At 44.3% G+C, this 21,018-nt stretch carries 31 protein-coding genes and 1 pseudogene; 2 read left to right on the top strand and 30 right to left on the bottom strand.

Features of this window, described 5'->3' with window-relative positions:
• Positions 1 to 56: 56 nt before the first annotated feature.
• The gene (locus tag G5T77_RS05680) at positions 57 to 932 is read left to right on the top strand and encodes a DMT family transporter (protein ID WP_166135569.1); all 876 of its coding nucleotides are present in this window, start codon (positions 57 to 59) and stop codon (positions 930 to 932) included.
• Between the two features lie 48 nt (positions 933 to 980).
• On the opposite strand, the gene G5T77_RS05675 is transcribed toward G5T77_RS05680, so the two are convergent.
• The 5 genes from G5T77_RS05675 to G5T77_RS05655 form a co-directional block, all read right to left on the bottom strand.
• Entirely contained in the window at positions 981 to 3,263 is a 2,283-nt protein-coding gene (locus tag G5T77_RS05675; protein WP_166135566.1) for a TRAP transporter large permease subunit, read from the bottom strand.
• A gap of 176 nt (positions 3,264 to 3,439) precedes the next feature.
• Positions 3,440 to 4,012 (bottom strand): rhombosortase, encoded by a 573-nt coding sequence (gene rrtA, locus G5T77_RS05670; protein WP_166135563.1) that lies wholly within the window; start codon positions 4,010 to 4,012, stop codon positions 3,440 to 3,442.
• Positions 4,013 to 4,084: 72 nt separating this feature from the next.
• Complete coding sequence (locus G5T77_RS05665; protein WP_004786877.1) at positions 4,085 to 5,125, bottom strand: hypothetical protein; 1,041 nt, start codon at positions 5,123 to 5,125, stop codon at positions 4,085 to 4,087.
• 545 nt (positions 5,126 to 5,670) lie between these two features.
• The gene (locus G5T77_RS05660) at positions 5,671 to 6,057 is read right to left on the bottom strand and encodes a hypothetical protein (protein WP_104425690.1); all 387 of its coding nucleotides are present in this window, start codon (positions 6,055 to 6,057) and stop codon (positions 5,671 to 5,673) included.
• Positions 6,050 to 6,307 carry a succinate dehydrogenase assembly factor 2 gene (locus G5T77_RS05655; RefSeq protein WP_005233752.1) on the bottom strand — a complete coding sequence of 86 codons (258 nt, stop codon included), beginning with the start codon at positions 6,305 to 6,307 and terminating at the stop codon, positions 6,050 to 6,052. The genes G5T77_RS05660 and G5T77_RS05655 overlap by 8 nt, the downstream gene beginning before the upstream one ends.
• Before the next feature lie 182 nt (positions 6,308 to 6,489).
• Here G5T77_RS05655 and G5T77_RS05650 point away from each other — a divergent pair, with 182 nt between their 5' ends.
• A complete protein-coding gene (locus G5T77_RS05650; RefSeq protein ID WP_166135560.1) occupies positions 6,490 to 7,662 on the top strand; it encodes an acyl-CoA dehydrogenase family protein in 1,173 nt (390 codons plus the stop codon).
• A 53-nt stretch (positions 7,663 to 7,715) separates the two neighbouring features.
• On the opposite strand, the gene G5T77_RS05645 is transcribed toward G5T77_RS05650, so the two are convergent.
• From G5T77_RS05645 to rplB, 25 genes and pseudogenes are all read right to left on the bottom strand, one after another.
• A complete protein-coding gene (locus G5T77_RS05645) occupies positions 7,716 to 9,206 on the bottom strand; it encodes an NAD(P)/FAD-dependent oxidoreductase (protein WP_159122625.1) in 1,491 nt (496 codons plus the stop codon).
• Positions 9,207 to 9,413: 207 nt separating this feature from the next.
• Complete coding sequence (rplQ, locus tag G5T77_RS05640) at positions 9,414 to 9,779, bottom strand: 50S ribosomal protein L17 (RefSeq protein WP_004786886.1); 366 nt, start codon at positions 9,777 to 9,779, stop codon at positions 9,414 to 9,416.
• An 18-nt stretch (positions 9,780 to 9,797) separates the two neighbouring features.
• Positions 9,798 to 10,805 (bottom strand): DNA-directed RNA polymerase subunit alpha, encoded by a 1,008-nt coding sequence (rpoA, locus tag G5T77_RS05635; protein ID WP_004786889.1) that lies wholly within the window; start codon positions 10,803 to 10,805, stop codon positions 9,798 to 9,800.
• 16 nt (positions 10,806 to 10,821) lie between these two features.
• Entirely contained in the window at positions 10,822 to 11,448 is a 627-nt protein-coding gene (gene rpsD / locus G5T77_RS05630; protein WP_004786890.1) for a 30S ribosomal protein S4, read from the bottom strand.
• A 12-nt stretch (positions 11,449 to 11,460) separates the two neighbouring features.
• Complete coding sequence (gene rpsK, locus G5T77_RS05625) at positions 11,461 to 11,847, bottom strand: 30S ribosomal protein S11 (protein WP_001040166.1); 387 nt, start codon at positions 11,845 to 11,847, stop codon at positions 11,461 to 11,463.
• Between the two features lie 19 nt (positions 11,848 to 11,866).
• Positions 11,867 to 12,223, bottom strand: a complete 357-nt coding sequence (rpsM, locus tag G5T77_RS05620) for a 30S ribosomal protein S13 (protein ID WP_004786893.1) — start codon at positions 12,221 to 12,223, stop codon at positions 11,867 to 11,869.
• A 107-nt stretch (positions 12,224 to 12,330) separates the two neighbouring features.
• Entirely contained in the window at positions 12,331 to 12,447 is a 117-nt protein-coding gene (rpmJ, locus tag G5T77_RS05615; RefSeq protein ID WP_000867907.1) for a 50S ribosomal protein L36, read from the bottom strand.
• Between the two features lie 20 nt (positions 12,448 to 12,467).
• Complete coding sequence (secY, locus tag G5T77_RS05610; protein WP_171505548.1) at positions 12,468 to 13,787, bottom strand: preprotein translocase subunit SecY; 1,320 nt, start codon at positions 13,785 to 13,787, stop codon at positions 12,468 to 12,470.
• 45 nt (positions 13,788 to 13,832) lie between these two features.
• On the bottom strand, positions 13,833 to 14,273 hold the full coding sequence (rplO, locus tag G5T77_RS05605; RefSeq protein WP_166135557.1) for a 50S ribosomal protein L15: 441 nt from the start codon (positions 14,271 to 14,273) through the stop codon (positions 13,833 to 13,835).
• Positions 14,274 to 14,276: 3 nt separating this feature from the next.
• Entirely contained in the window at positions 14,277 to 14,453 is a 177-nt protein-coding gene (gene rpmD / locus G5T77_RS05600) for a 50S ribosomal protein L30 (RefSeq protein WP_004786899.1), read from the bottom strand.
• Positions 14,454 to 14,459: 6 nt separating this feature from the next.
• Positions 14,460 to 14,957 (bottom strand): 30S ribosomal protein S5, encoded by a 498-nt coding sequence (gene rpsE, locus G5T77_RS05595; RefSeq protein ID WP_004786901.1) that lies wholly within the window; start codon positions 14,955 to 14,957, stop codon positions 14,460 to 14,462.
• Positions 14,958 to 14,959: 2 nt separating this feature from the next.
• Positions 14,960 to 15,310 carry a 50S ribosomal protein L18 gene (rplR, locus tag G5T77_RS05590; RefSeq protein ID WP_004281497.1) on the bottom strand — a complete coding sequence of 117 codons (351 nt, stop codon included), beginning with the start codon at positions 15,308 to 15,310 and terminating at the stop codon, positions 14,960 to 14,962.
• 14 nt (positions 15,311 to 15,324) lie between these two features.
• Positions 15,325 to 15,858 carry a 50S ribosomal protein L6 gene (rplF, locus tag G5T77_RS05585; protein ID WP_004786903.1) on the bottom strand — a complete coding sequence of 178 codons (534 nt, stop codon included), beginning with the start codon at positions 15,856 to 15,858 and terminating at the stop codon, positions 15,325 to 15,327.
• A gap of 13 nt (positions 15,859 to 15,871) precedes the next feature.
• Positions 15,872 to 16,267 (bottom strand): 30S ribosomal protein S8, encoded by a 396-nt coding sequence (rpsH, locus tag G5T77_RS05580; RefSeq protein WP_004786905.1) that lies wholly within the window; start codon positions 16,265 to 16,267, stop codon positions 15,872 to 15,874.
• Positions 16,268 to 16,279: 12 nt separating this feature from the next.
• Positions 16,280 to 16,585, bottom strand: a complete 306-nt coding sequence (rpsN, locus tag G5T77_RS05575; protein WP_004786907.1) for a 30S ribosomal protein S14 — start codon at positions 16,583 to 16,585, stop codon at positions 16,280 to 16,282.
• 9 nt (positions 16,586 to 16,594) lie between these two features.
• Positions 16,595 to 17,131 (bottom strand): 50S ribosomal protein L5, encoded by a 537-nt coding sequence (gene rplE / locus G5T77_RS05570; RefSeq protein ID WP_004786908.1) that lies wholly within the window; start codon positions 17,129 to 17,131, stop codon positions 16,595 to 16,597.
• Positions 17,132 to 17,147: 16 nt separating this feature from the next.
• Positions 17,148 to 17,465, bottom strand: a complete 318-nt coding sequence (rplX, locus tag G5T77_RS05565; protein WP_004786911.1) for a 50S ribosomal protein L24 — start codon at positions 17,463 to 17,465, stop codon at positions 17,148 to 17,150.
• A 9-nt stretch (positions 17,466 to 17,474) separates the two neighbouring features.
• Entirely contained in the window at positions 17,475 to 17,843 is a 369-nt protein-coding gene (gene rplN, locus G5T77_RS05560) for a 50S ribosomal protein L14 (RefSeq protein ID WP_001982634.1), read from the bottom strand.
• A 91-nt stretch (positions 17,844 to 17,934) separates the two neighbouring features.
• On the bottom strand, positions 17,935 to 18,192 hold the full coding sequence (rpsQ, locus tag G5T77_RS05555; protein ID WP_004786913.1) for a 30S ribosomal protein S17: 258 nt from the start codon (positions 18,190 to 18,192) through the stop codon (positions 17,935 to 17,937).
• The gene (gene rpmC / locus G5T77_RS05550; protein ID WP_004786915.1) at positions 18,189 to 18,386 is read right to left on the bottom strand and encodes a 50S ribosomal protein L29; all 198 of its coding nucleotides are present in this window, start codon (positions 18,384 to 18,386) and stop codon (positions 18,189 to 18,191) included. The genes rpsQ and rpmC overlap by 4 nt, the downstream gene beginning before the upstream one ends.
• Positions 18,386 to 18,799 (bottom strand): 50S ribosomal protein L16, encoded by a 414-nt coding sequence (rplP, locus tag G5T77_RS05545; protein WP_004786917.1) that lies wholly within the window; start codon positions 18,797 to 18,799, stop codon positions 18,386 to 18,388. Before rplP ends, rpmC begins: the two co-directional genes overlap by 1 nt.
• Positions 18,739 to 19,555 (bottom strand): annotated as a pseudogene (gene rpsC / locus G5T77_RS05540) (30S ribosomal protein S3). The gene rplP and the pseudogene rpsC overlap by 61 nt, the downstream one beginning before the upstream one ends.
• 1 nt (position 19,556) lies before the next feature.
• The gene (gene rplV / locus G5T77_RS05535) at positions 19,557 to 19,886 is read right to left on the bottom strand and encodes a 50S ribosomal protein L22 (RefSeq protein ID WP_001982638.1); all 330 of its coding nucleotides are present in this window, start codon (positions 19,884 to 19,886) and stop codon (positions 19,557 to 19,559) included.
• An 11-nt stretch (positions 19,887 to 19,897) separates the two neighbouring features.
• Positions 19,898 to 20,173 carry a 30S ribosomal protein S19 gene (gene rpsS, locus G5T77_RS05530; protein WP_004673001.1) on the bottom strand — a complete coding sequence of 92 codons (276 nt, stop codon included), beginning with the start codon at positions 20,171 to 20,173 and terminating at the stop codon, positions 19,898 to 19,900.
• A 19-nt stretch (positions 20,174 to 20,192) separates the two neighbouring features.
• Entirely contained in the window at positions 20,193 to 21,017 is an 825-nt protein-coding gene (gene rplB / locus G5T77_RS05525; protein ID WP_005233738.1) for a 50S ribosomal protein L2, read from the bottom strand.
• Position 21,018 lies beyond the last annotated feature (1 nt).

Below are 21,018 nucleotides of genomic sequence, written 5' to 3'. Positions count from 1 at the left end.
AATGAGTTAGGGATTTTCAGCTAGAATATCCACAGATTTTCTAGCTAAGTTCCCTCATGAGTGTAGCCTTCCCCTCGCATCTGGTTAAGGCAATTGTCTTTCTGACCTGTTCCGCTTTTTTGTTTTCAGTCATGGGCGTCTGTATCCGCTTCGCCTCACACACCGTTGATAATGCCACTGTGGTATTTTTCCGGAATTTTGTCGGCCTGTTTATTTTTCTTCCTTTAATCTTCAATAAAGGCATTAACTTTTTTAAAACTGAAAAACTCTGGATGCACACCTGGCGTTCTGTCGCAGGTCTGACGGCGATGTATGGATTTTTCTATGCCATTGCACATTTAAAGCTCTCCAATGCCATGGTCTTTACCTATTCCTCACCGATTTTTATTCCATTGATTGCTTGGCTGTTTCTAAAAGAAAAAGTCACTCAAAGCATGTTACTGGCTGCTGCGATCGGTTTTATTGGCGTGTTGTGCGTAGCTAAGCCTGATTCCGGTTTATTTAACCTAATGTCTGTGATTGGCTTGAGTGCCAGCTTCTTGGCTGCTATGGCTTTTGTCACGGTTCGTGCACTGACTCAGACCGAACCACCAGAACGGATTGTGTTTTATTTCTGTTTGATCGGCACCCTGATTTCCATGATTCCAATGTTCTGGCATTGGCGTCCTTATACCCTGACTGAACTCGGTTATTTAATTGCAGCCGGTTTATTGGCAAATACCAGCCAGTTATTTCTATCCAATGCTTATAAACTGGCACCTGCTGGTCAGATTGGACCAGTGAACTATATTGCGATTTTCTTCGCTGGCTTATGGGGCTATTTATTCTGGCAGGAAGTTCCGGATCTCTATAGCCTGCTCGGATTAGGGCTGATTTTTTGTGGGATTTTACTTTGCAGTCCTGTTTTACAAAATAAGCTTAGGCTGCGTTAAGGCCACAATAAAAAAAGCACCCGAAGGTGCTTTTTTTATTTGCTTAAATTACTGATACCAGCCGAAGAGTTTAAATACATAAGGTACATAGGCAATGATCAGCATCGCTGGCAGTAACACGATCATCGGTAAAATCCAGCGCTCATAACGGTAATAAAAGGACTTATGTCGAACTTCTGCATCCGCCTCGGCCACCTCAGCATCACCAATGGATTGCCTTGCTAACAGATGGTTCAGGGCAACTGGCGGTGTCACATAACCCAGCTCAAAACCAATCAAGGTAATCATCCAGAAATGCACCGGATGAATTCCATACTGATAGGCGACTGGTGCAACGGTTGCTGAAATCAGGATCACCGCACCGAATGGGTCCATGATCATGCCAACGAACACCATCAGGCCAATAATCATGGAAATCACAAGAATGGTACTGCTAATGTCTGTCGGGAACGCTTCCATAATTTCCATACGTTCCAGCAGGCCGCCCACACTGACAGATAGTGCCATCAGAATCACCAGCGCACCAATGTGTCCAACCGTTTCACTGGTCGAAATGTGTAATGATTTCCAGAAGCCGACATGACGTAAACTTTCAACCGCAGTCGAACGTTTTACACCATGATCTACAGCCAGCTCACCGCCCTGCTGCTCAACATGGTCTGCTTCACGATATTCAGCATTAATGGCTGTACCCGCAGTCGCCATTGCAGGCGTATTTCCTGAACCTAAGGTTGTGGTTAAGGTTTCATCCCAATGCCCTACTGGTGGTAATGGTGCAGGCTCATGACGTAACTTATCAAATAGCACGATCATCAACAGAATGACTGGCATCATGACAGGTGCAGTAAATTCATTCAGATCTGTAGATAAAGCATATTTGTAGAACAGCCAGATCAGGATAAAAATCACAATATAAGGAATCACATTTACAAAGGCACGTGCAGACTGTGGTGCAGCCAGACCAGGTGCAGCAATACGGAACTTGCTTTCAGCAAAGAATAGCGAAATGATCAGGAACAATGTTGAACTGAGCAGGAAGACATAGACACCGTAGTGATACAGCATATCTGTCGTCACTTCCTTGTTCAGTGAAGCAACCACAACAATCAGTAGACATGGACGAAGCACCACACCGAGTGAACCGGACATCGCTGTTGCTGCCAAGGCAAACTGACGGCGACCACCGGCATTCCAGACTTCCTTATAAATGATCGCACCTGCAGCAATCACGAAAATCCCGGATGCACCGGTATAAGCGGTTGGTAGTGCAGCTGCCAGCAGGATTAACCAGGTCAAGGTTTCTGGTGCCAGATTCCATGGACGCAGGATATTCAGGAACATGTCTACGACACGGGTTTGTTTCAGCAACATACCGGCCCAGATAAATAAGGCCAGATTCAGGAAGATGCTCGAGAATTCAACCAGTTGCCCCAGATAGATACCCTGACCCATCGGGTAATCCATCAAGAAGACAAAGTTAAACCCAGTACTGATGGCCATATAGGCATACAGTGGCACGCTTAAGAAAGCCAGTCCAAAACTGCCTCCCTCTCGGGTCGCCTGAGGTGGCTTAATGACTTGGTACAGACTGATCAGGGTCAATGTCCCAAAGAGAATCATCCATAGCCAGTAGACATACTTCATGTCTCCCATCGGCACCCCGGAATTCAGCACCGACATATATTGGCTGTAGGAAGAATAGACCAGGAAACTGTTCGCGATCAGCATCGCCACAGAATAGACTTTGAAATCGATACGGGTGGCTGGGCTACGTAGACCGATATGATGGGTTTTCAATGTTGCACTGATTGCAGCAAATACCACCATGATAATCAACAGTAAGGCACGGTTTTCAGTCCCGAACTTGAAAATGCCAAAGAATGAAGTTTCAAAACTGCGATAGGCACGAATACTTGGATGCGCTTCAATATGCGTTATCGCATTGTCATAGAACTGATAAGACTCTTCACAGACCTGTTGTGCCTGCATCACTGCAGCACGTACATCCGCTTCAGAACGTACACCGAAGAAATCGGCATATTCATCGGCAGCATCCGCTTTCATCTGCTCCTGAACTTTTTGATCGACATTAATATTACGATCACATTGAGGCGCTTTCGGTTCAGCACGCAAAAACGAATACTGCATGCCTGTCGCCGGATCACCATATAGACGCTCGCCCATACGCAGCAACTGACCATGAATCATTTCCCCGGTTCCAATCACCAAGGTCAGTAAGAGCAAGATGAGCACGACAAAGGTCGAGATCCACTCTGTCCAGATATAACGTAACAGACCTAATCCTGATCTGTTTTGATTATCGTTATGCATGTATTTTCCTATTCTTGTTTTGCGCCTTACATTCTTTTAAGCGCTGGTCTTCCTGTCTGCCCCGAAAATTCCTTTACAAGGGCCATTATCATTATTTTCTATTTTGACTCTGCATGAAAATCAGCAGAATAAAAATGACAATTTATCTTTTCTTTTTGTCTTTTCTGCCAACAGTTTCAGCTATCTCGAACATAATTACCCAAGATATAGAGCAATGCGACTACCACTCCCCAGATCACCCCTAACAAATGCGCTTCGACCAGTACCGGACTGCCAATAAGTTGTGCAGTTTCCTGATTTCCAATGGTATTTTCCCAAATCAGTTTGGCAAAGATTAAAAATAACACCAGTACGGCAAATCCACGTTCACGTTGATAAAGCAGATGCACACAGGCGACTGCGACATAGGCCCCATGTAATACCCCGGATAGTCCTGCATATGCTTCAATATTTGGCAGAAAAAAATAAAAACTCAGGCTGATTAACGGTGGCAGAATCAAAAGAATTGAGACGAAATGCCACACAGATGCACGGGGAAAAATGAAAGGTAAACAGATAAAGGCAAGGATATTCAGAAAATAATGGGCCCAGCCGACATGCACCCAGTGCGCAGTCCAGAGCCGCCAGAATTCTCCGAGCAGGCTTTCCTGCCAGTAGATGAAAGCATCGTTAAAGATTTGCAAACTCGCTGAAAGAGAGACAAAAGCCGCCAGAAAAATAATTTTTCGTCGAAGATGTTGATCTTGCATCGGCTCCTTGAACTCCTTTCAGCATATTGAAAATGACCTCTATGAGCATCATTCACTTAATTTTTCATTAAATTATAGGTCAGCGCTAAACAGATCATCCAGTTCTGAAGAATTATCTGTTTCATCCCAGAAGGTCTGCATGCCATCATCTGCACTACGAATACCGGTATTTTCAGTCCAGTAACGGTCAGAAATACCATTCACCATAATGGCAGCCATACTGTCGATCAGCTTGAACTGAGGATTGACTGGCTTTTCATCACTACGTGCCTGATCAAAGGTTCTTAACGCATCACGAATTTTGGCATCATCCCCACTGGCCTGTGCCGCTACAGCATATAAGGCATGTGATAAACGTACACCTTTTTGCTCACCGATTTGTACTGACTGTTTCAGAGTTTGGTAAGGATCAGGTTTTCCATCACCTGCCCCTGGCAATAAAGTCCAGATCACAGCACGGGTTGCATTTGGCGCGCCCCAGAATTTGGTATTATCCAGACAGGTCATGCCACGCTCAACCACAGCCGCAATATCTTTAGGTACTTGTACAGCCCCACCCGAGTTAATGTCATTGGTCATGGCTTGCAAGCCACTCAGCATGCCCAGCAGATAAACTGTCTGTTCAATATCACTGTTCATGCGTGGACAGCCTTCACCCAGCGCTTTTTTATATTTTTTCTCATAACGGGTCTGGAATAACTGATAACCCGTGTACTGACGTTGTGCAGCCAGTGCAGCCCAGCGTTTCTGCTCAATCCGCGCATCCTGAGCTTCAGTCACCTGATTGACTTTAGAAGCACGCAGATACCGTAGCTCTGCATCCAGCGCTTTCTGCTCGGCACAAATCCCCGCTGCGGAGTACATCAGTACCGCAACACGAGTCGGATCAGCCCCCATTTCCTTGGTCGACATGATGGCTGGTGTTAAAGAATTCCCGGAATTACACACCATCTCGGCATCATCCATCGCCAGGATTGGTGGAACAATATGCTTTTCAGTGAAGCCCAGCGCCACATTGGCACCGGTTTTAATGACCTGAGAACATCCTGTTAGAACTGTTGTTGTTATTGCAATGGTCGCCATACCTTGGCATATTTTTCGGACGCTCGACATTTTCCTGTCCTCTATAATTGTGATTATGTCCATTATTCTGCTAAACATATCAGAAGCATATAACGAATAAAAGAGTATTTACTCTAATTTAGACCAGACACTTTGCCATTAAATTGCCCAGCTGCAATTGACTGCAGTAGATAAAATCCCAAATTTTGGGCAAAAAAAAGTAGCATTGCGACGGTTCAGCACATGCTACTTATCAACTTGGCAAGCTGAGAAGAAAATAGGTTCTCGAGCTTAATTCTGTTATTTAGGTGAAAATCTGTCCTTCAGCACCGTTCCCAGCCGTCCTATGACTAGGGCCATCACAATCGCAACGATCAAAAACATCCACATTGGAAATTCCATCATGATCTCCTGTGTTCGCTGTTGGTGACTTAAATGTACCTGCTTATAAAAAAAGCAGCTGAAAAATTGTCAGACAATTCATTGTTTTTACAGAGAAATGTGATTTTTTGTCTGACAATTCAAGCAGGGTTAGCGGATAAATCTTTATTTTTAATCAATTTATTTAAAATTTCGGAATATCATTTGTCGGACAATTAAAGTATTTTTGTCAAAACTTTCAAAGACTTCCATTGTTTAAAAGGCAACTGGTCACACCAGATGAGCAACGGACGTGCTTTTGCATGCTGGAAATACACCACGATATAAGCTTGGTGATCAATCACGTGACTGATCAACACTCGCCGTGTGCCTTGCGCAGCTGCTGTCAGCGACCATTCACGTCCATCCAGATATTCAAACTGCTCAATGTGCGGTGTCTTACGATAAAACAACTGGTAGATGACCAATCCGATGACACCACAAACCAGCCAAATCGCCATAGGCAATAACTGATACAGCAGGAACATCAATACAGCAAAAATAAAAAGCTGAAACACCAGCGCACACTTGCTGCGTTTCAGCTTGAAACAACGATTATCCATGAACGTAAAATTTAAGCTTCTTGATAAAATCTTTTAATTCAGGGCGTGGGGGTTCTGACACTTCCATAAACCAGTCCAACAGGTCCGGATCTTCCTGTGCAACCAGCTCAGCAAACATCTGTTTTTCGAAGGGATCAGCATTGAGATAATAGTTTTTCACGTAGGGATCAAAATATACATCGATCTCTTTCAAGCCACGACGCGCGCGATAAATCACTTTGCGCTCTTCTAAGGTGATGTCATCAGTCATCGAATTTTCCCAACTCGTTACAAACCTGAGTAGTTTACCTTAAGCCATTGCTGAATTTCGAGGTATTTCATACAAATGACCAAAAGCATCAGCAGATTCTCCAGATTTGAACATTCAGCTCATTGTTTCCTCGTCTGCTCTATCTTAAGTTAAATAAAACATCACAATAAGGAAATTATAAGATGCATTCGAGCGCGATCCGTCCATTGGCCAGCATGCTGCCACGTCAGCTTTTCAATGATGAACATGAAGCCTTTCGGGAGATGGTCCGTAAATTCTATGAAAAGGAAGTGATTCCTCATACAGAAAAATATGAACAGCAACAGCATATCGATCGTGAGCTCTGGAATAAAGCCGGTGAACTTGGCCTTCTCTGTGCCACGATGCCTGAAGCTTATGGCGGTTCAGGGGTGGATCGTTTATACAGTATGATCCTGATCGAGGAACAGGCCTATGCAGGCGACTCTGCGACAGGATTTTCACTGCACTCCGATATCGTGGCCAATTATATTCTGAACTTTGGCAATGAAACACAAAAGCAGCAATGGCTCCCGAAAATGGCTACAGGTGAAGTGGTCACGGCAATTGCGATGACCGAACCTGGAACTGGCTCCGACCTGCAGGCAGTACGCACTAGTGCTGTATTAGAGGGTGATGAGTATGTGATTAATGGTTCCAAGATATTCATTACCAATGGCTATCTTTGTGATACGGCAATTGCGGTATGTAAGACGGGTCATAGTGAGAAAGGCTCTGCCAATCTTTCTTTGATTATGGTCGAAGCAGATCGTGCAGGATTTAGTAAAGGTAAACCCTTAAATAAAATCGGCATGAAAGGTCAGGATACCTGTGAACTGTTCTTTGACAATGTCCGTGTGCCTAAAGAAAACCTGCTAGGTCAGGAAGGCATGGGTTTTATGATGCTGATGAAAGAACTGGCTTGGGAGCGGTTAATTGTGGCCATCATATGTCAGGCAGGGGCAGAAGCGGCATTCGCACATACGGTAAAATACACCAAAGAACGTCAAGCCTTTGGCAAACCGATCAGCGCTTTTCAAAATACCCGTTTTAAACTGGCAGAACTGCGTACCGAAATTGAAATCTGCCGAGCTTATCTGGACCGTTGTATGCAACTACAGCTTATTCAAAAATTGGGAGTTGATGCCGCCGCAGCTGCTAAATACAAAATTTCTGAACTGTATAGCAAAGTGGTGGATGAATGCCTACAACTGCATGGCGGTTATGGCTATATGCTGGAATATCCGATTGCACGAGCGTACCTGGATAATCGCGCGAACCGCATTTATGCAGGAACCAATGAAATCATGAAGGAACTGATTTCCAGATCACTCTAATTTGAAATATGAAAAAGGAGTACATCAGGTACTCCTTTTATCTATGTCTATACTTAAGACACCAATCTTGGCTTGGCTGGCACAGCACTGGATTTCGATTTGAATTTCAATACTCCATCTTCAAAAGATGCCGTTTTAAGCTCTTTACGGTCTGCCAGATAATTATTGGATACTTTCCAAGGTGCATGCTTACCCTGTTTCGGCATCACATCTGCGGCACGGGCAATATAGCCTGAAGTTAAACTACCCATCACCGTATCTTCAAGTAATTCCGTAGCATCCCCTTCTGGAATCACTTCATCATAACCATGCTGATCCATATAATTGAGCAGACGGCAGATATATTCTGCGGCAATATCCACTTTCAAGGTCCAGGAAGCATTGATATAACCAATAATCAGCGCCATATTTGGCACATCACTGAGCATGACCCCTTGATACAGCATATGCTTCGACGTATCCAAAGGCTTGCCATCCATCGTGGCCTGAATACCACCCAGAATCTGAATATTTAAACCAGTAGCAGACACAATAATATCCGCATCCAGATATTTACCTGATTTCAGCTGAATCCCAGTTTCAGTAAATTTCTCGATATGATCTGTTTCTACAGATGCATGACCTTCACGCAGGATTTTGAATAAATCCCCATCTGGCACTACACATAGGCGCTGATCCCAAGGTTCATAATTCGGGGTAAAGTGTTTCATATCCACTTTCCCTTTCAACTGAAACTGTACAGATTTCAATAATAACGTTTTCAGTAGTTTTGGCTGTTTTTGTGCGAGTGCATAGATACCACGCTGCATGCCAATATTACGCGCACGGGTCAGCTTATAAGCCACATCTTCTGGCAATAATTTACGCATTTTTGAGTAAATCATGTCGATCGAAGGAACTGAGGCGATATAGGTGGGAGAGCGTTGTAACATGGTCACATGCCCTGCACCGCCTTTCACCATGGCTGGAACTAATGTTATTGCTGTCGCACCACTGCCAATAATCACTACTTTTTTTCCGCTATAGTCCAGATTTTCAGGCCAATGCTGCGGGTGAATAAATGTACCTTTGAATGCTTCCTGATGCGGGAATTCTGGCTGGAAGCCTTGATCATAATTGTAGTAACCCGTACAGCCAAGAACAAAGTTAGCGATCCAGGTCTGCTTTTTGCCCTGAGCGTTTTCAGCTACGACTGACCATTTACGTGTCGCTGAATCATAATTGGCACTAACGACGCGATGTTGAAAATGAATTTTTGAGCTCAAGTTAAATTCCTGAACCACTTCTGCAAGATAATTTTTAATTGCCGAGCCAGAAGCCAATACACTTTCTTTTTTCCAAGGCTTAAAGTTGAAGCCAAAAGTCGACATGTCCGAATCTGAACGGATACCAGGATATTTAAACAGGTCCCACGTACCGCCAAAGCTTTCGCGACGTTCAATAATTTCGAATGAGCGTTGAGGACTATGTTTAGAAAGATGCGCCGCCAGACCAATTCCAGAGATCCCCGCGCCTACAATTAAAATATCAACTTGCTTTTCCATATTCTTCTTTTACCTGAGCATTGTCATATATTTTATTAAATCACAAAATTGACAATACACAATGTCAAGTTTGAATAAAAGTGATTATTTTCTTATCTTTTCAGGACAAATTTCTAAACTGCCTGATAATGGGTAAATGCAAGACAATAAAAAAGGCCGGTTTATTCAACCGACCTTTTCGAACAACGTTTGCTGCTCTACACGAAATTAGTTAACTTCGCGATCTACTAGCTCAACGTAAGCCATCGGTGCAGCATCACCTGCACGGAAGCCCGCTTTAAGAACACGTAGATAACCGCCGTTACGCTCTTTGTAACGAGGGCCAAGAACGGTAAATAATTTACCAACAGTTGCAGCTGAACGAGTACGAGCAAACGCCAAACGACGGTTTGCTACTGTATCGACTTTAGCTAAAGTGATTAAAGGCTCAGCAACACGACGTAATTCTTTTGCTTTAGGCACAGTTGTTTTGATCAACTCGTGCTCGAACAAAGAGTTAGCCATGTTTTGGAACATCGCTTTACGATGACTGCTTGTACGGCCTAATTTCACACCACTATTACGATGACGCATGGTGATAGTCCTACTTAATTAACGGCTACGATAGGCGAAACGATCGTCCATACGGAGACTAGCTGGTGGCCAGTTCTCTAAACGCATGCCGAGTTGTAAGCCTTTGGAAGCCAGAACATCTTTGATCTCAGTAAGCGATTTTTTACCAAGGTTAGGAGTTTTAAGTAACTCAACCTCAGTACGCTGTACAAGATCACCAATGTAGTAAATGTTTTCTGCTTTCAAACAGTTAGCAGAACGAACAGTTAGCTCTAGATCATCTACTGGACGAAGCAAAATTGGATCAACTTCTTCACGAGGTTCTTGAGCCACAGGAGCTTGATCTTTCTGAAGATCAACAAAGATTGCAATTTGTTGTTGCAAGATTGTTGCCGCTTTGCGGATTGCTTCTTCAGGATCAACTGTACCGTTGGTTTCAAGATCAATGACCAGTTTATCAAGGTCAGTACGTTGTTCTACACGAGCGTTTTCCACTGTGTAAGACACACGTTTGATCGGGCTGTAAGATGCATCTAACTGTAAACGACCCACTGGGCGAGTCTCGCCTTCTGGGAAACGTGAGTCAGAAGTCTCATAGCCACGGCCTTGAGCCACTTTCAGGCGCATCTTAAGATTGCCTGATGCACTTAATGTGCCGATCAAGTGTTCAGGGTTAACCACTTCAACATTATGAGGTAAACGAAGGTCAGCCGCAGTTACGTCGCCTGGACCTTGTTTCTCTAATGTTAAATAAGCTTCATTTTGATCGAACAGCTTAATAGACAATCCTTTTAGGTTCAGCAAGAGCTCGACGATGTCCTGCTGCAAGCCTTCCAAAGTACTGTACTCGTGCTCAACACCTTCAATCTCAACTTCTACCACAGCAGCGCCAGGTAAAGAAGAAAGAAGGATGCGACGTAAAGCATTGCCCAGAGTATGACCAAAGCCACGCTCTAAGGGTTCTAGAATAACTTTTGCCGAGGTCCCGCTTGCCGCTTCGACCTTGATCGCTTGCGGAGTTAGAAACTCATTTGCAGTACGCGTCATATTGCTACCTCAAGGATTATTTAGAATACAATTCTACAATCAAGCTTTCGTTGATTTCAGCAGGTAAATCAGAACGATCCGGTGCAGCTTTGAACGTACCTTCTAGTTTAGAATGATCTACTTCCATCCAAGAAGGAATGCCACGTTGAGCAGCTAATTCAATTGCGTTTTTGATACGTAATTGTTGTTTAGCGCCTTCGTGAACTGCAATCACGTCACCAGCTTTAACTTGGATAGACGCGATGTTAACGCGGCGGCCATTTAAAGTGATTGAACGGTGAGATACTAACTGACGAGCTTCTGCACGTGTAGAACCAAAACCCATGCGATAAACAACGTTATCAAGACGGCTTTCGAGCAATTTCAACAGGTTTTCACCTGTTGCGCCTTTAACACGAGCAGCTTCTTTGTAGTAGTTACTAAATTGACGCTCTAAAACACCGTACATACGACGTACTTTTTGTTTTTCACGTAATTGTAGTGAGTACTCAGATTGTTTACCGCCACGAGCTCCACCATGTTGACCAGGAGCTTTAGCGTGTTTTTTAGTTTTGACGTCAAATGGTTTAACGCCAGATTTTAATTGCAGGTCTGTCCCTTCGCGGCGAGAGAGTTTGCATTTTGGACCAATATAACGAGCCATGAATGTTTCTCCTTACACGCGACGTTTTTTAGGTGGACGGCAACCGTTGTGAGGGATTGGAGTCACATCGGTAATGCTGTTAATTTTATAACCCACTGCACCTAATGCACGAACCGCAGACTCACGACCTGGACCAGGACCTTTCACAAGGACGTCCAAGTTTTTCAAACCGTAATCTAAAGCAGCTTTACCAGCAACTTCAGCAGCTACCTGAGCAGCAAACGGAGTTGATTTACGTGATCCACGGAAGCCTTGTCCACCTGAAGTGGCCCAAGCCAGTGCATTACCTTGACGATCGGTAATGGTCACAATGGTGTTATTAAAAGAAGCGTGAATGTGTGCAACACCTTCAGAGACGGTACGAGTGACCTTCTTGCGTGTGCGAGTATCTTTAGCCATCTTTTAGCTTCCAGAAATCTTATTTCTTAATTGGTTTGCGCGGACCTTTACGGGTACGTGCGTTAGTTTTGGTGCGTTGACCACGGACAGGCAAGCTGCGACGATGACGAAGACCGCGGTAGCAGCCTAAATCCATTAAACGTTTAATGTTCATGGAAATTTCGCGACGTAAATCACCTTCGGTCGGAACCTTGGCAATTTCTGCACGAATCGCATCAAGCTGAGCGTCATCTAATTCACGGATCTTAGTAGTAGTTGGGATACCCGCAGCAGCTAAGATTGACTTAGCAGTGTGGCGACCAATACCAAAGATGTACGTTAGAGAGATAACAGCATGCTTGTTATCCGGAATGTTTACACCGGCAATACGAGCCATTCAATTTTCTCCAAAAAGGCAGTTAAGATAATCAACCGCCCCACAAAAATCTTGAGGGGCGGATAATAACCCAATTCGCCTACTGAAATCAACAGGTCTTGATCAGATTAACCTTGACGCTGCTTATGACGAGGTTCTGCGCTACAAATTACGCGGATAACCCCATTACGACGGATAACTTTACAGCTACCACAAATTTTCTTTACAGAAGCTTGTACTTTCATGATGAAACCTCTAAGTGCGCTTATCCCTTAGGATGAGCAGTCGTTTTTCTCATTAACGTTTGATTGTCATACTGGTGCGAGGTGAGATGTGCTTGAAGCTGAGCCATAAAGTCCATCACCACCACTACCACGATCAGCAACGATGTTCCGCCCAAGCTAAATGGAATACCAAAAGAGCTTTGCAGAATCATCGGCATTAAACAGATGACAGTGATGTATATCGCGCCAATAAAGGTCAAACGATTGAGAATATGATCTAAGTAACGAGCAGTTTGCTCACCTGGACGAATACCAGGCACGTAAGCTCCGCTGCGTTTCAAGTTCTCTGACACTTCTTTAGGACTAAATACCAGTGCTGTATAGAAGTAACAGAAAAAGATAATTAACGCACCAAAGAGCACCAAATACAACGGCTGACCAGGCGATAACACCAATGCCAAGTCTTGTAGACTACGCTTGATAATTCCTGCACTTGGATCCGAACTACCAACCCACTGACCTAAGCTCGCTGGGAACAAAAGTAAAGAGCTGGCAAAAATTGCCGGAATTACACCCGCCATATTAATTTTTAATGGCAAGTGCGTTTGCTGTGCAGTAAATACACGACGTCCCTGCTGCTTTTGAGCATAGTTCACCGGAATACGACGTTGCGCCTTCTCGATAAACACAATCGCTGCAAGTACAGCAATCGATAACAGACCAAAAATTGCTAATCCAATTAGACTAGACTGGCCATTATCAACTGAAGTTAGAGACTGCATAACTAAAGTCGGCAATCCTGCAACGATACCTGCGAAGATGATCATGGAAATACCATTGCCCACCCCACGCTCGGTAATCTGTTCACCCAGCCACATCAAGAACATGGTCCCCGCAACCAAAGAGGTTACCGCAGGAACATAAAAAGCCAGACCAGAGGTCAGGGTAATTCCCTGGCTGATCAGGCCAGCACACATACCAATTGCTTGCACAAGTGCAAGGAACAGCGTGCCTTGTCGTGTGTATTGGTTAATCTTACGTTTGCCCTGCTCGCCTTCTTTTTTCAAAGCTTCGAGCGATGGAACCACTGTAGACATTAACTGCACAATAATCGATGCAGAGATGTATGGCATGATCCCTAAAGCAAGAATCGACATTCGCTCTAATGCACCACCCGAAAACATGTTAAACAAACCAAGGATGGTACCTTGGTTTGCATTAAACAGATTTTCTAGCGCGGCATTATTAATCCCTGGTACTGGAATATGCGCTCCTAGTCGAAACACCAACAACGCACCAATGAGAAACATCATTCGACGAATAATTTCACGGTATTTCACATGAAATGGTTGGCCTTTCATCATGTTGACATGACCTGAAGAACTAGGAGTCATAGACACTGGGGATTACTCCTCGACTTTACCGCCAGCAGCTTCAACAGCAGCTTTAGCGCCTTTAGTCAATGCAACACCTTGTACAGTGAATGCACGAGTAATTTCACCAGAAAGTACGATACGAGCACGAGTCATGTCTTTACGTACAACGTTCGCAGCTTTTAAAGTTTCAAGAGACACGATGTCGCCTTCAACTTTAGTAAGCTCAGATAAACGTACTTCAGCAGTTTTCAAAGCCAATTGGCTAGTGAAACCGAATTTAGGCAAACGACGATAAAGTGCAGTTTGACCACCTTCGAAACCTGGACGAGTACCACCGCTCTTACGTGAGTTTTGACCTTTGATACCACGACCACCAGTCTTACCAACGCCAGAACCGATACCACGACCTAGACGAAGGTTGTCACGCTTAGCACCTTCTGCAGGTGCAATTGTATTTAAACGCAGAGTCATGGCTTATTCCTCTACACTAACCATATAGTAGACTTGGTTGATCATACCACGGTTAGAAGGCGTATCTTGCACTTCTACAGTATGACCAATACGACGCAGACCTAAACCTTTCAGGCTCAGCTTGTGATTTTTCAAGCGGTGCGATGCAGATTTAGTCTGGGTAACTTTAATCGTTTTCATGATTGATTACCCTTGAATTTGTTCTACTGTTAAACCACGTTTCGCAGCAACTTTCTCAGGAGAAGTCATATCACGCAAACCGTTAAAAGTTGCGTTTACTACGTTAGCAGCGTTTGTAGAGCCATAACATTTAGTTAATACATTACGTACGCCAACAGCTTCTAAAACTGCACGCATCGCACCACCAGCAATTACACCAGTACCTTCAGAAGCAGGTTGCATGTAAACGCGGCTTGCACCGTGACGAGCATTGATAGGGTGCTGAACAGTACCATCAACAAGGTCAACAGTAATCATGTTACGACGAGCAGCTTCAAGTGCTTTAGAAATAGCAGCTGGAACTTCACGCGCTTTACCACGACCAAAACCTACGCGACCATTACCATCACCCACAACAGTTAATGCTGTGAAAGAGAAGATACGACCACCCTTAACAACTTTGGCTACACGATCAACGGCAACCAGCTTTTCAACAAGACCTTCGTTTTGTTCAACTTTAGCCATGATTAGAACTCCAAGCCGTTTTCACGGGCAGCATCAGCCAAGGCTTTGATACGACCATGATATTTGAAACCAGAACGGTCAAATGCAACTTTAGTAACACCAGCTGCTTTAGCGCGTTCTGCGATTAAAGCACCTACTTTTTGAGCTGCTTCAACGTTACCAGTAGTACCCGCACGTAAAGTAGCGTCTAGAGTAGAAGCTTGCGCTAATACTTTGCCACCATCTGCTGAGATAACTTGAGCATAGATGTGACGCGGAGTGCGGTTTACACACAAACGAGTCGCACCCAATGCACGGATGTGCAAGCGTGTGCTTTTCGCACGACGCAAACGGGATTGTTTCTTTTCGTTCATAAGAACCTCGCGCCTTATTTCTTCTTAGCTTCTTTACGAAGTACAACTTCGTCAGAATAACGAACACCTTTACCTTTATAAGGCTCTGGTGGACGGTAACCACGGATATCTGCAGCGACTTGACCTAGAACTGCTTTATCAGCAGATTTAAGTACGATTTCAGTTGCAGTTGGAGTTTCAGCAGTTACACCTTCAGGAAGCGTATAGTCGATCGGGTGAGAGAAACCAAGGTTAAGGTTAACAACGTTACCTTTAACCGCAGCTTTATAACCAACACCGATAAGTTGTAACTTACGTTCGAAACCTTCGCTTACACCTTTTACAAGGTTGTTAAGCACAGCGCGAGCAGTACCAGCTTGCATCCAAGCGTCTTTAGATTCAGCTTTAGGAGCAATAACTAGAGTACCGTCTTCCTGTTTTAGCTCGACCAGCGCATGCAGGTTGAAAGACAATGTACCTTTGCTGCCTTTCACTTCGACCTGCCGGCCGTTCTGAGTAACTGTTACACCGTTAGGTACAGTTACTGGGGCTTTAGCCACACGAGACATGAGGAATCACCTATTAAGAAACAAAAGCAATAACTTCACCACCAACGCCTGCAGCACGTGCAGCGCGATCAGTCATGATGCCTTTGCTTGTAGAAACAATTGCAATACCTAAACCTTGCTTAACGCTTGGAAGTGCATCTTTACCGCGATACTGACGTAGACCTGGACGGCTTACGCGTTTCACAGTTTCGATAACTGGCTTGCCTTCAAAATATTTTAAAGTCAAAGTAAGAGTTGCTTTGCCTTCAACTTCAGCAACTTCTACGTTTGAAATATAACCTTCTTGTTGAAGTACGTTAGCAATCGCAACTTTCAACTTAGAATTAGGCATAGAAACAGTTTGTTTCTTTGCCATTTGTGCGTTACGAACACGTGTTAGCATGTCGGCAACGGTATCTTGCATACTCATTTATAGTGCTCCTTACCAGCTTGCCTTAACAACGCCAGGTACATCACCTTGCATTACTTTATCGCGTACCATGTTACGGCTTAAGCCGAACTTACGGAAGTAACCATGAGGACGACCAGTTAAACCACAACGGTTACGTAGACGTACTGGAGATGCATTACGTGGTAATGCTTGTAATTTCATCATCGCATCGAAACGTTCTTCATCTGAAGCATTTACGTTTGCAATGATTGCTTTTAATTCAGCACGTTTTGCAGCGTATTTAGCAACAGTAGCTTCGCGTTTCAATTCGCGATTAATCATACTTTTCTTAGCCATTTCGACCTCTTATTTGAACGGGAAGCCGAATGCACGCATTAGCGCACGGCCTTCGTCATCGGTGCGAGCAGTCGTAGTGATGGTAATGTCCATACCACGAATACGGTCAATCTTGTCAAAATCGATCTCAGGGAACATGATCTGTTCTTTAAGACCCATTGAGTAGTTACCACGACCATCAAATGATTTCGCAGAGAAACCACGGAAGTCACGGATACGAGGAATCGCAATCGAGATCAGACGGTCTAAGAATTCGTACATACGTTCGCCGCGTAAAGTAACTTTACAACCAATCGGCCAACCATCACGGATTTTGAAACCAGCGATAGATTTACGAGCTAACGTAAGAACTGGTTTTTGACCAGCGATAGCTTGCATATCAGAAAGAGCACCATCAAGGAGTTTCTTGTCAGCAGAAGCTGCACCAACACCCATGTTGATAGTGATTTTAGTGATGCGAGGGATCTCCATCACATTCTTAATTCCCAATTGTTCTTTTAATTGAGCTTTAAGTTCGTCGTTGTAACGTGCTTTAAGTCTGGCCATTGCCTTTTTCAACCTATTACTTCGCTACCGCCACTGATTCACCATTAGATTTGAATACGCGAGTTTTCACGCCGTCAATCGTTTGGTAACCAACACGGTCAGCCTTTTGGGTTGTAGCATTAAAAATTGCCACGTTTGAAATGTGAAGCGAAGCTTCTTGAGTTACGATGCCGCCTTCAGCGCCAGTAACACGGTTCGGCTTTTGATGCTTCTTCACCAAGTTAAGGCCTTCAACCTTAACGCGGTCATTAGAAACAGACAGAACAGTACCCTGTTTGCCTTTTTCTTTACCTGCGATCACAATTACTTGATCGCCTTTTTTAATCTTAGCCATGATCGCCTCTTATAGAACTTCAGGAGCCAATGAAATAATTTTCATGAACTGTTCAGTACGAAGTTCACGAGTCACTGGTCCGAAAATACGAGTTGCAATCGGCGCTTTGTTGTTGTTCAAAATAACAGCAGCGTTATCGTCGAAACGAATCACTGAACCGTCTGGACGACGGATACCGAATTTTGTACGTACAACTACTGCATTCATCACGTCACCTTTTTTAACACGTGCGCGTGGAATTGCTTCTTTTACAGTAACTTTAATAATGTCGCCAACAGAAGCATAACGACGATGTGAACCACCAAGTACTTTAATACATTGTACGCGGCGAGCACCACTGTTGTCTGCTACGTCGAGCATAGTTTCGGTCTGAATCATTGCCCTACTCCAAAACCGAGCATCACCGGTCACAATTTCGAAAGGCTCAAAGAGTACTCGAAATTGACCGATGATGCAACAAGAACGTTAATTACTCAGCAGCTGCTTCAACAACTTCAACTAAAGTCCATGACTTAGTTTTAGACATTGGGCGGCTTTCTTTAATGGTTACAACGTCGCCAACTTTAGCTGTGTTGTTCTCATCATGAGCATGTAATTTTGTTGAACGGCGGATTGATTTGCCATACAACGGGTGTTGAACACGGCGTTCGATAAGAACAACGATAGATTTTTCCATCTTGTCGCTTACTACTTTGCCTGTTAACGTGCGGACTGTATTTTCACTCATTGTCCGTTCCCCTGTTTTTCGGTAAGGAGGGTCTTGATACGAGCAATAGTCTTGCGAGTCAATTGCACTTCGTGCGATTTACCCAATTGACCAGTTGCTTTCGCCATACGAAGACGGAATTGGTTTAGCTGTTGCTCATCAAGCAAAGCTGTCAACTCTTCTACCGACTTTTCACGTAGATCTTTAGTTTTCATTACATTACCGTCCGAGTCACGATAGTGGTTTTAAACGGAAGTTTAGCAGCAGCAAGCGTGAACGCTTCGCGAGCTAGGTCTTCGTTAACACCATCAATTTCGTACAAGACTTTACCTGGTTTGATTTGGCAAACCCAGTATTCCACAGAACCTTTACCTTTACCCATACGCACTTCAAGTGGTTTAGAAGTAATTGGCTTGTCCGGGAATACACGGATAAAGATTTTACCACCACGTTTAATACGACGGCTAATTGTACGACGCGCTGCTTCAATTTGACGTGCAGTCATTTGACCACGTTCGATTGATTTAAGTGCGATAGTACCAAAAGATACTGAGCTACCGCGGTGAGCTAGACCAGTGTTACGGCCTTTTTGCACCTTACGGAATTTAGTACGTTTAGGTTGCAACATGGATTATTCTCCTTTTTCAGCAGAACGATCATTGCGACGACCACGACGCTCTTGACCTTCACCACGACCGCGACCGCGTTTAGCTGGACGTTCTTCAGCTGGAGCTGGGTTCATGACTTGTTTCATGCCACCCAAGATCTCGCCACGGAAGATCCAAACTTTAACACCAATCGTACCGTAAGTAGTCTCAGCACGCATAGTCGCGTAGTCGATATCTGCACGAAGAGTATGTAGAGGTACACGACCTTCACGATACCATTCAGTACGAGCAATCTCAGCACCACCTAAACGGCCTGAAACTTCTACTTTGATACCTTTCGCACCAGCACGCATAGTGTTTTGAACCGCACGCTTCATAGCACGACGGAACATTACACGTTTTTCCAATTGAGAAGCGATAGCTTCAGCAACTAGACGCGCGTCTAAGTCTGGACGATCAATTTCGTTGATACTTACTTGCGCAGGAACACCCATAATAGATGTTAATTCGCGTTGTAATTTCTCAATGTCTTCGCCTTTTTTACCGATTACGATACCAGGACGAGCAGTGCTAATAGTTACTTTAGCAGCGCCTGTTGGGCGTTCGATAAGAATATTGCTGATCATTGCATTCTTAAGTTTTTTAGTTAAAAACTCACGAACTTGCAAATCTTTAAGCAAGTATTCAGCGTATTGTTTCGGACTCGCATACCAGTTAGCGTTATGACGTTTCACAACACCTAGGCGGATACCGATTGGATGAACCTTCTGACCCATATCAAACCCCTACCTTAACGGTGATGTGACAAGTACGCTTAGTAATACGATCTGCACGGCCTTTAGCACGTGGCATAATACGTTTCAGGCTCATGCCTTCATCAACGTAGATCGTAGAAACTTTAAGGTCGTCTACATCTAAACTGTTATTATGTTCAGCGTTTGCAATTGCAGATTCCAACGCTTTCTTAACCAATACTGCAGCTTTTTTGTTGCTGAAGTTTAAGATGTTAAGAGCGTGCGCAACAGATTTGCCGCGGATAAGATCTGCAACCAAACGAGCTTTTTGTGCCGAGATAGCGGCACCGCGTAATTTAGCAGTTACTTCCATCATAGCACCTATTAACGTTTAGATTTCTTGTCAACACCGTGACCACGGTAGGTACGAGTCGGTGCAAATTCACCAAGCTTGTGTCCAACCATATGTTCAGAGATGATCACTGGAACATGGTTACGGCCATTGTGTACAGAAATTGTTAAACCAACAAAATCCGGGAGGATCATCGAACGACGCGACCAAGTTTTGATCGGCTTACGGTTATTAGCCGCGATAGCCGCTTCAACCTTAGCGAACAAGTGCGCATCGACGAATGGGCCTTTTTTCAGAGAACGAGGCATTGTCAGATTCCTTTACTTGTTACTTAACGCGACGGTCGCGAATAATCATCTTAGTCGTACGCTTGTTGGTACGTGTTTTGTACCCTTTAGCTTTTTGACCCCATGGGCTTACAGGTTGAATACCTTTGTTACGCCCTTCACCACCACCGTGTGGGTGATCAACTGGGTTCATCGCCATACCACGAACGGTAGGACGAACACCACGCCAGCGTGATGCACCAGCTTTACCTAGTGAGCGAAGGTTGCTTTCTGAGTTAGATACTTCACCTAACACAGCGCGGCATTCAACATGAATTTTACGCATCTCGCCTGAACGAAGACGAACGATAGCGTAGGAACCGTCACGACCCAACAACTGAACAGAAGTACCAGCTGAACGAGCTAACTGCGCGCCTTTACCGATTTTAAGTTCGATGTTGTGAAGAGTAGAACCGATAGGCATGTTGCGAAGTGGCAAGCAGTTACCTGGACGGATTGGAGCATCGTTACCAGATTGAACTGAATCACCAGCGCGTAAACCTTTAGGCGCGATGATGTAGCGACGTTCACCGTCAGCATACTTCAACAACGCAATGTGCGCAGTACGGTTTGGATCGTATTCAATACGCTCAACTACAGCTGGGATGCCGTCTTTGTTACGTTTGAAGTCGATTAAACGGTAGTGTTGTTTGTGACCGCCACCAACGTGACGAGTCGTAATGTGACCGTTGTTATTACGGCCGCCAGTACGTTTTTTAGCTTCAACTAGTGGAGCATAAGGCGCGCCTTTGTGAAGGTGATCATGAACCACTTTCTCTACAAAGCGACGTCCTGGAGACGTTGGCTTACATTTTTGAATAGGCATA

The sequence above is a fragment of the Acinetobacter sp. GFQ9D191M genome (assembly GCF_011174875.1).
Classification (GTDB): Bacteria; Pseudomonadota; Gammaproteobacteria; order Pseudomonadales; family Moraxellaceae; genus Acinetobacter.
This window is presented reverse-complemented; position numbering and strand designations above follow the sequence as displayed.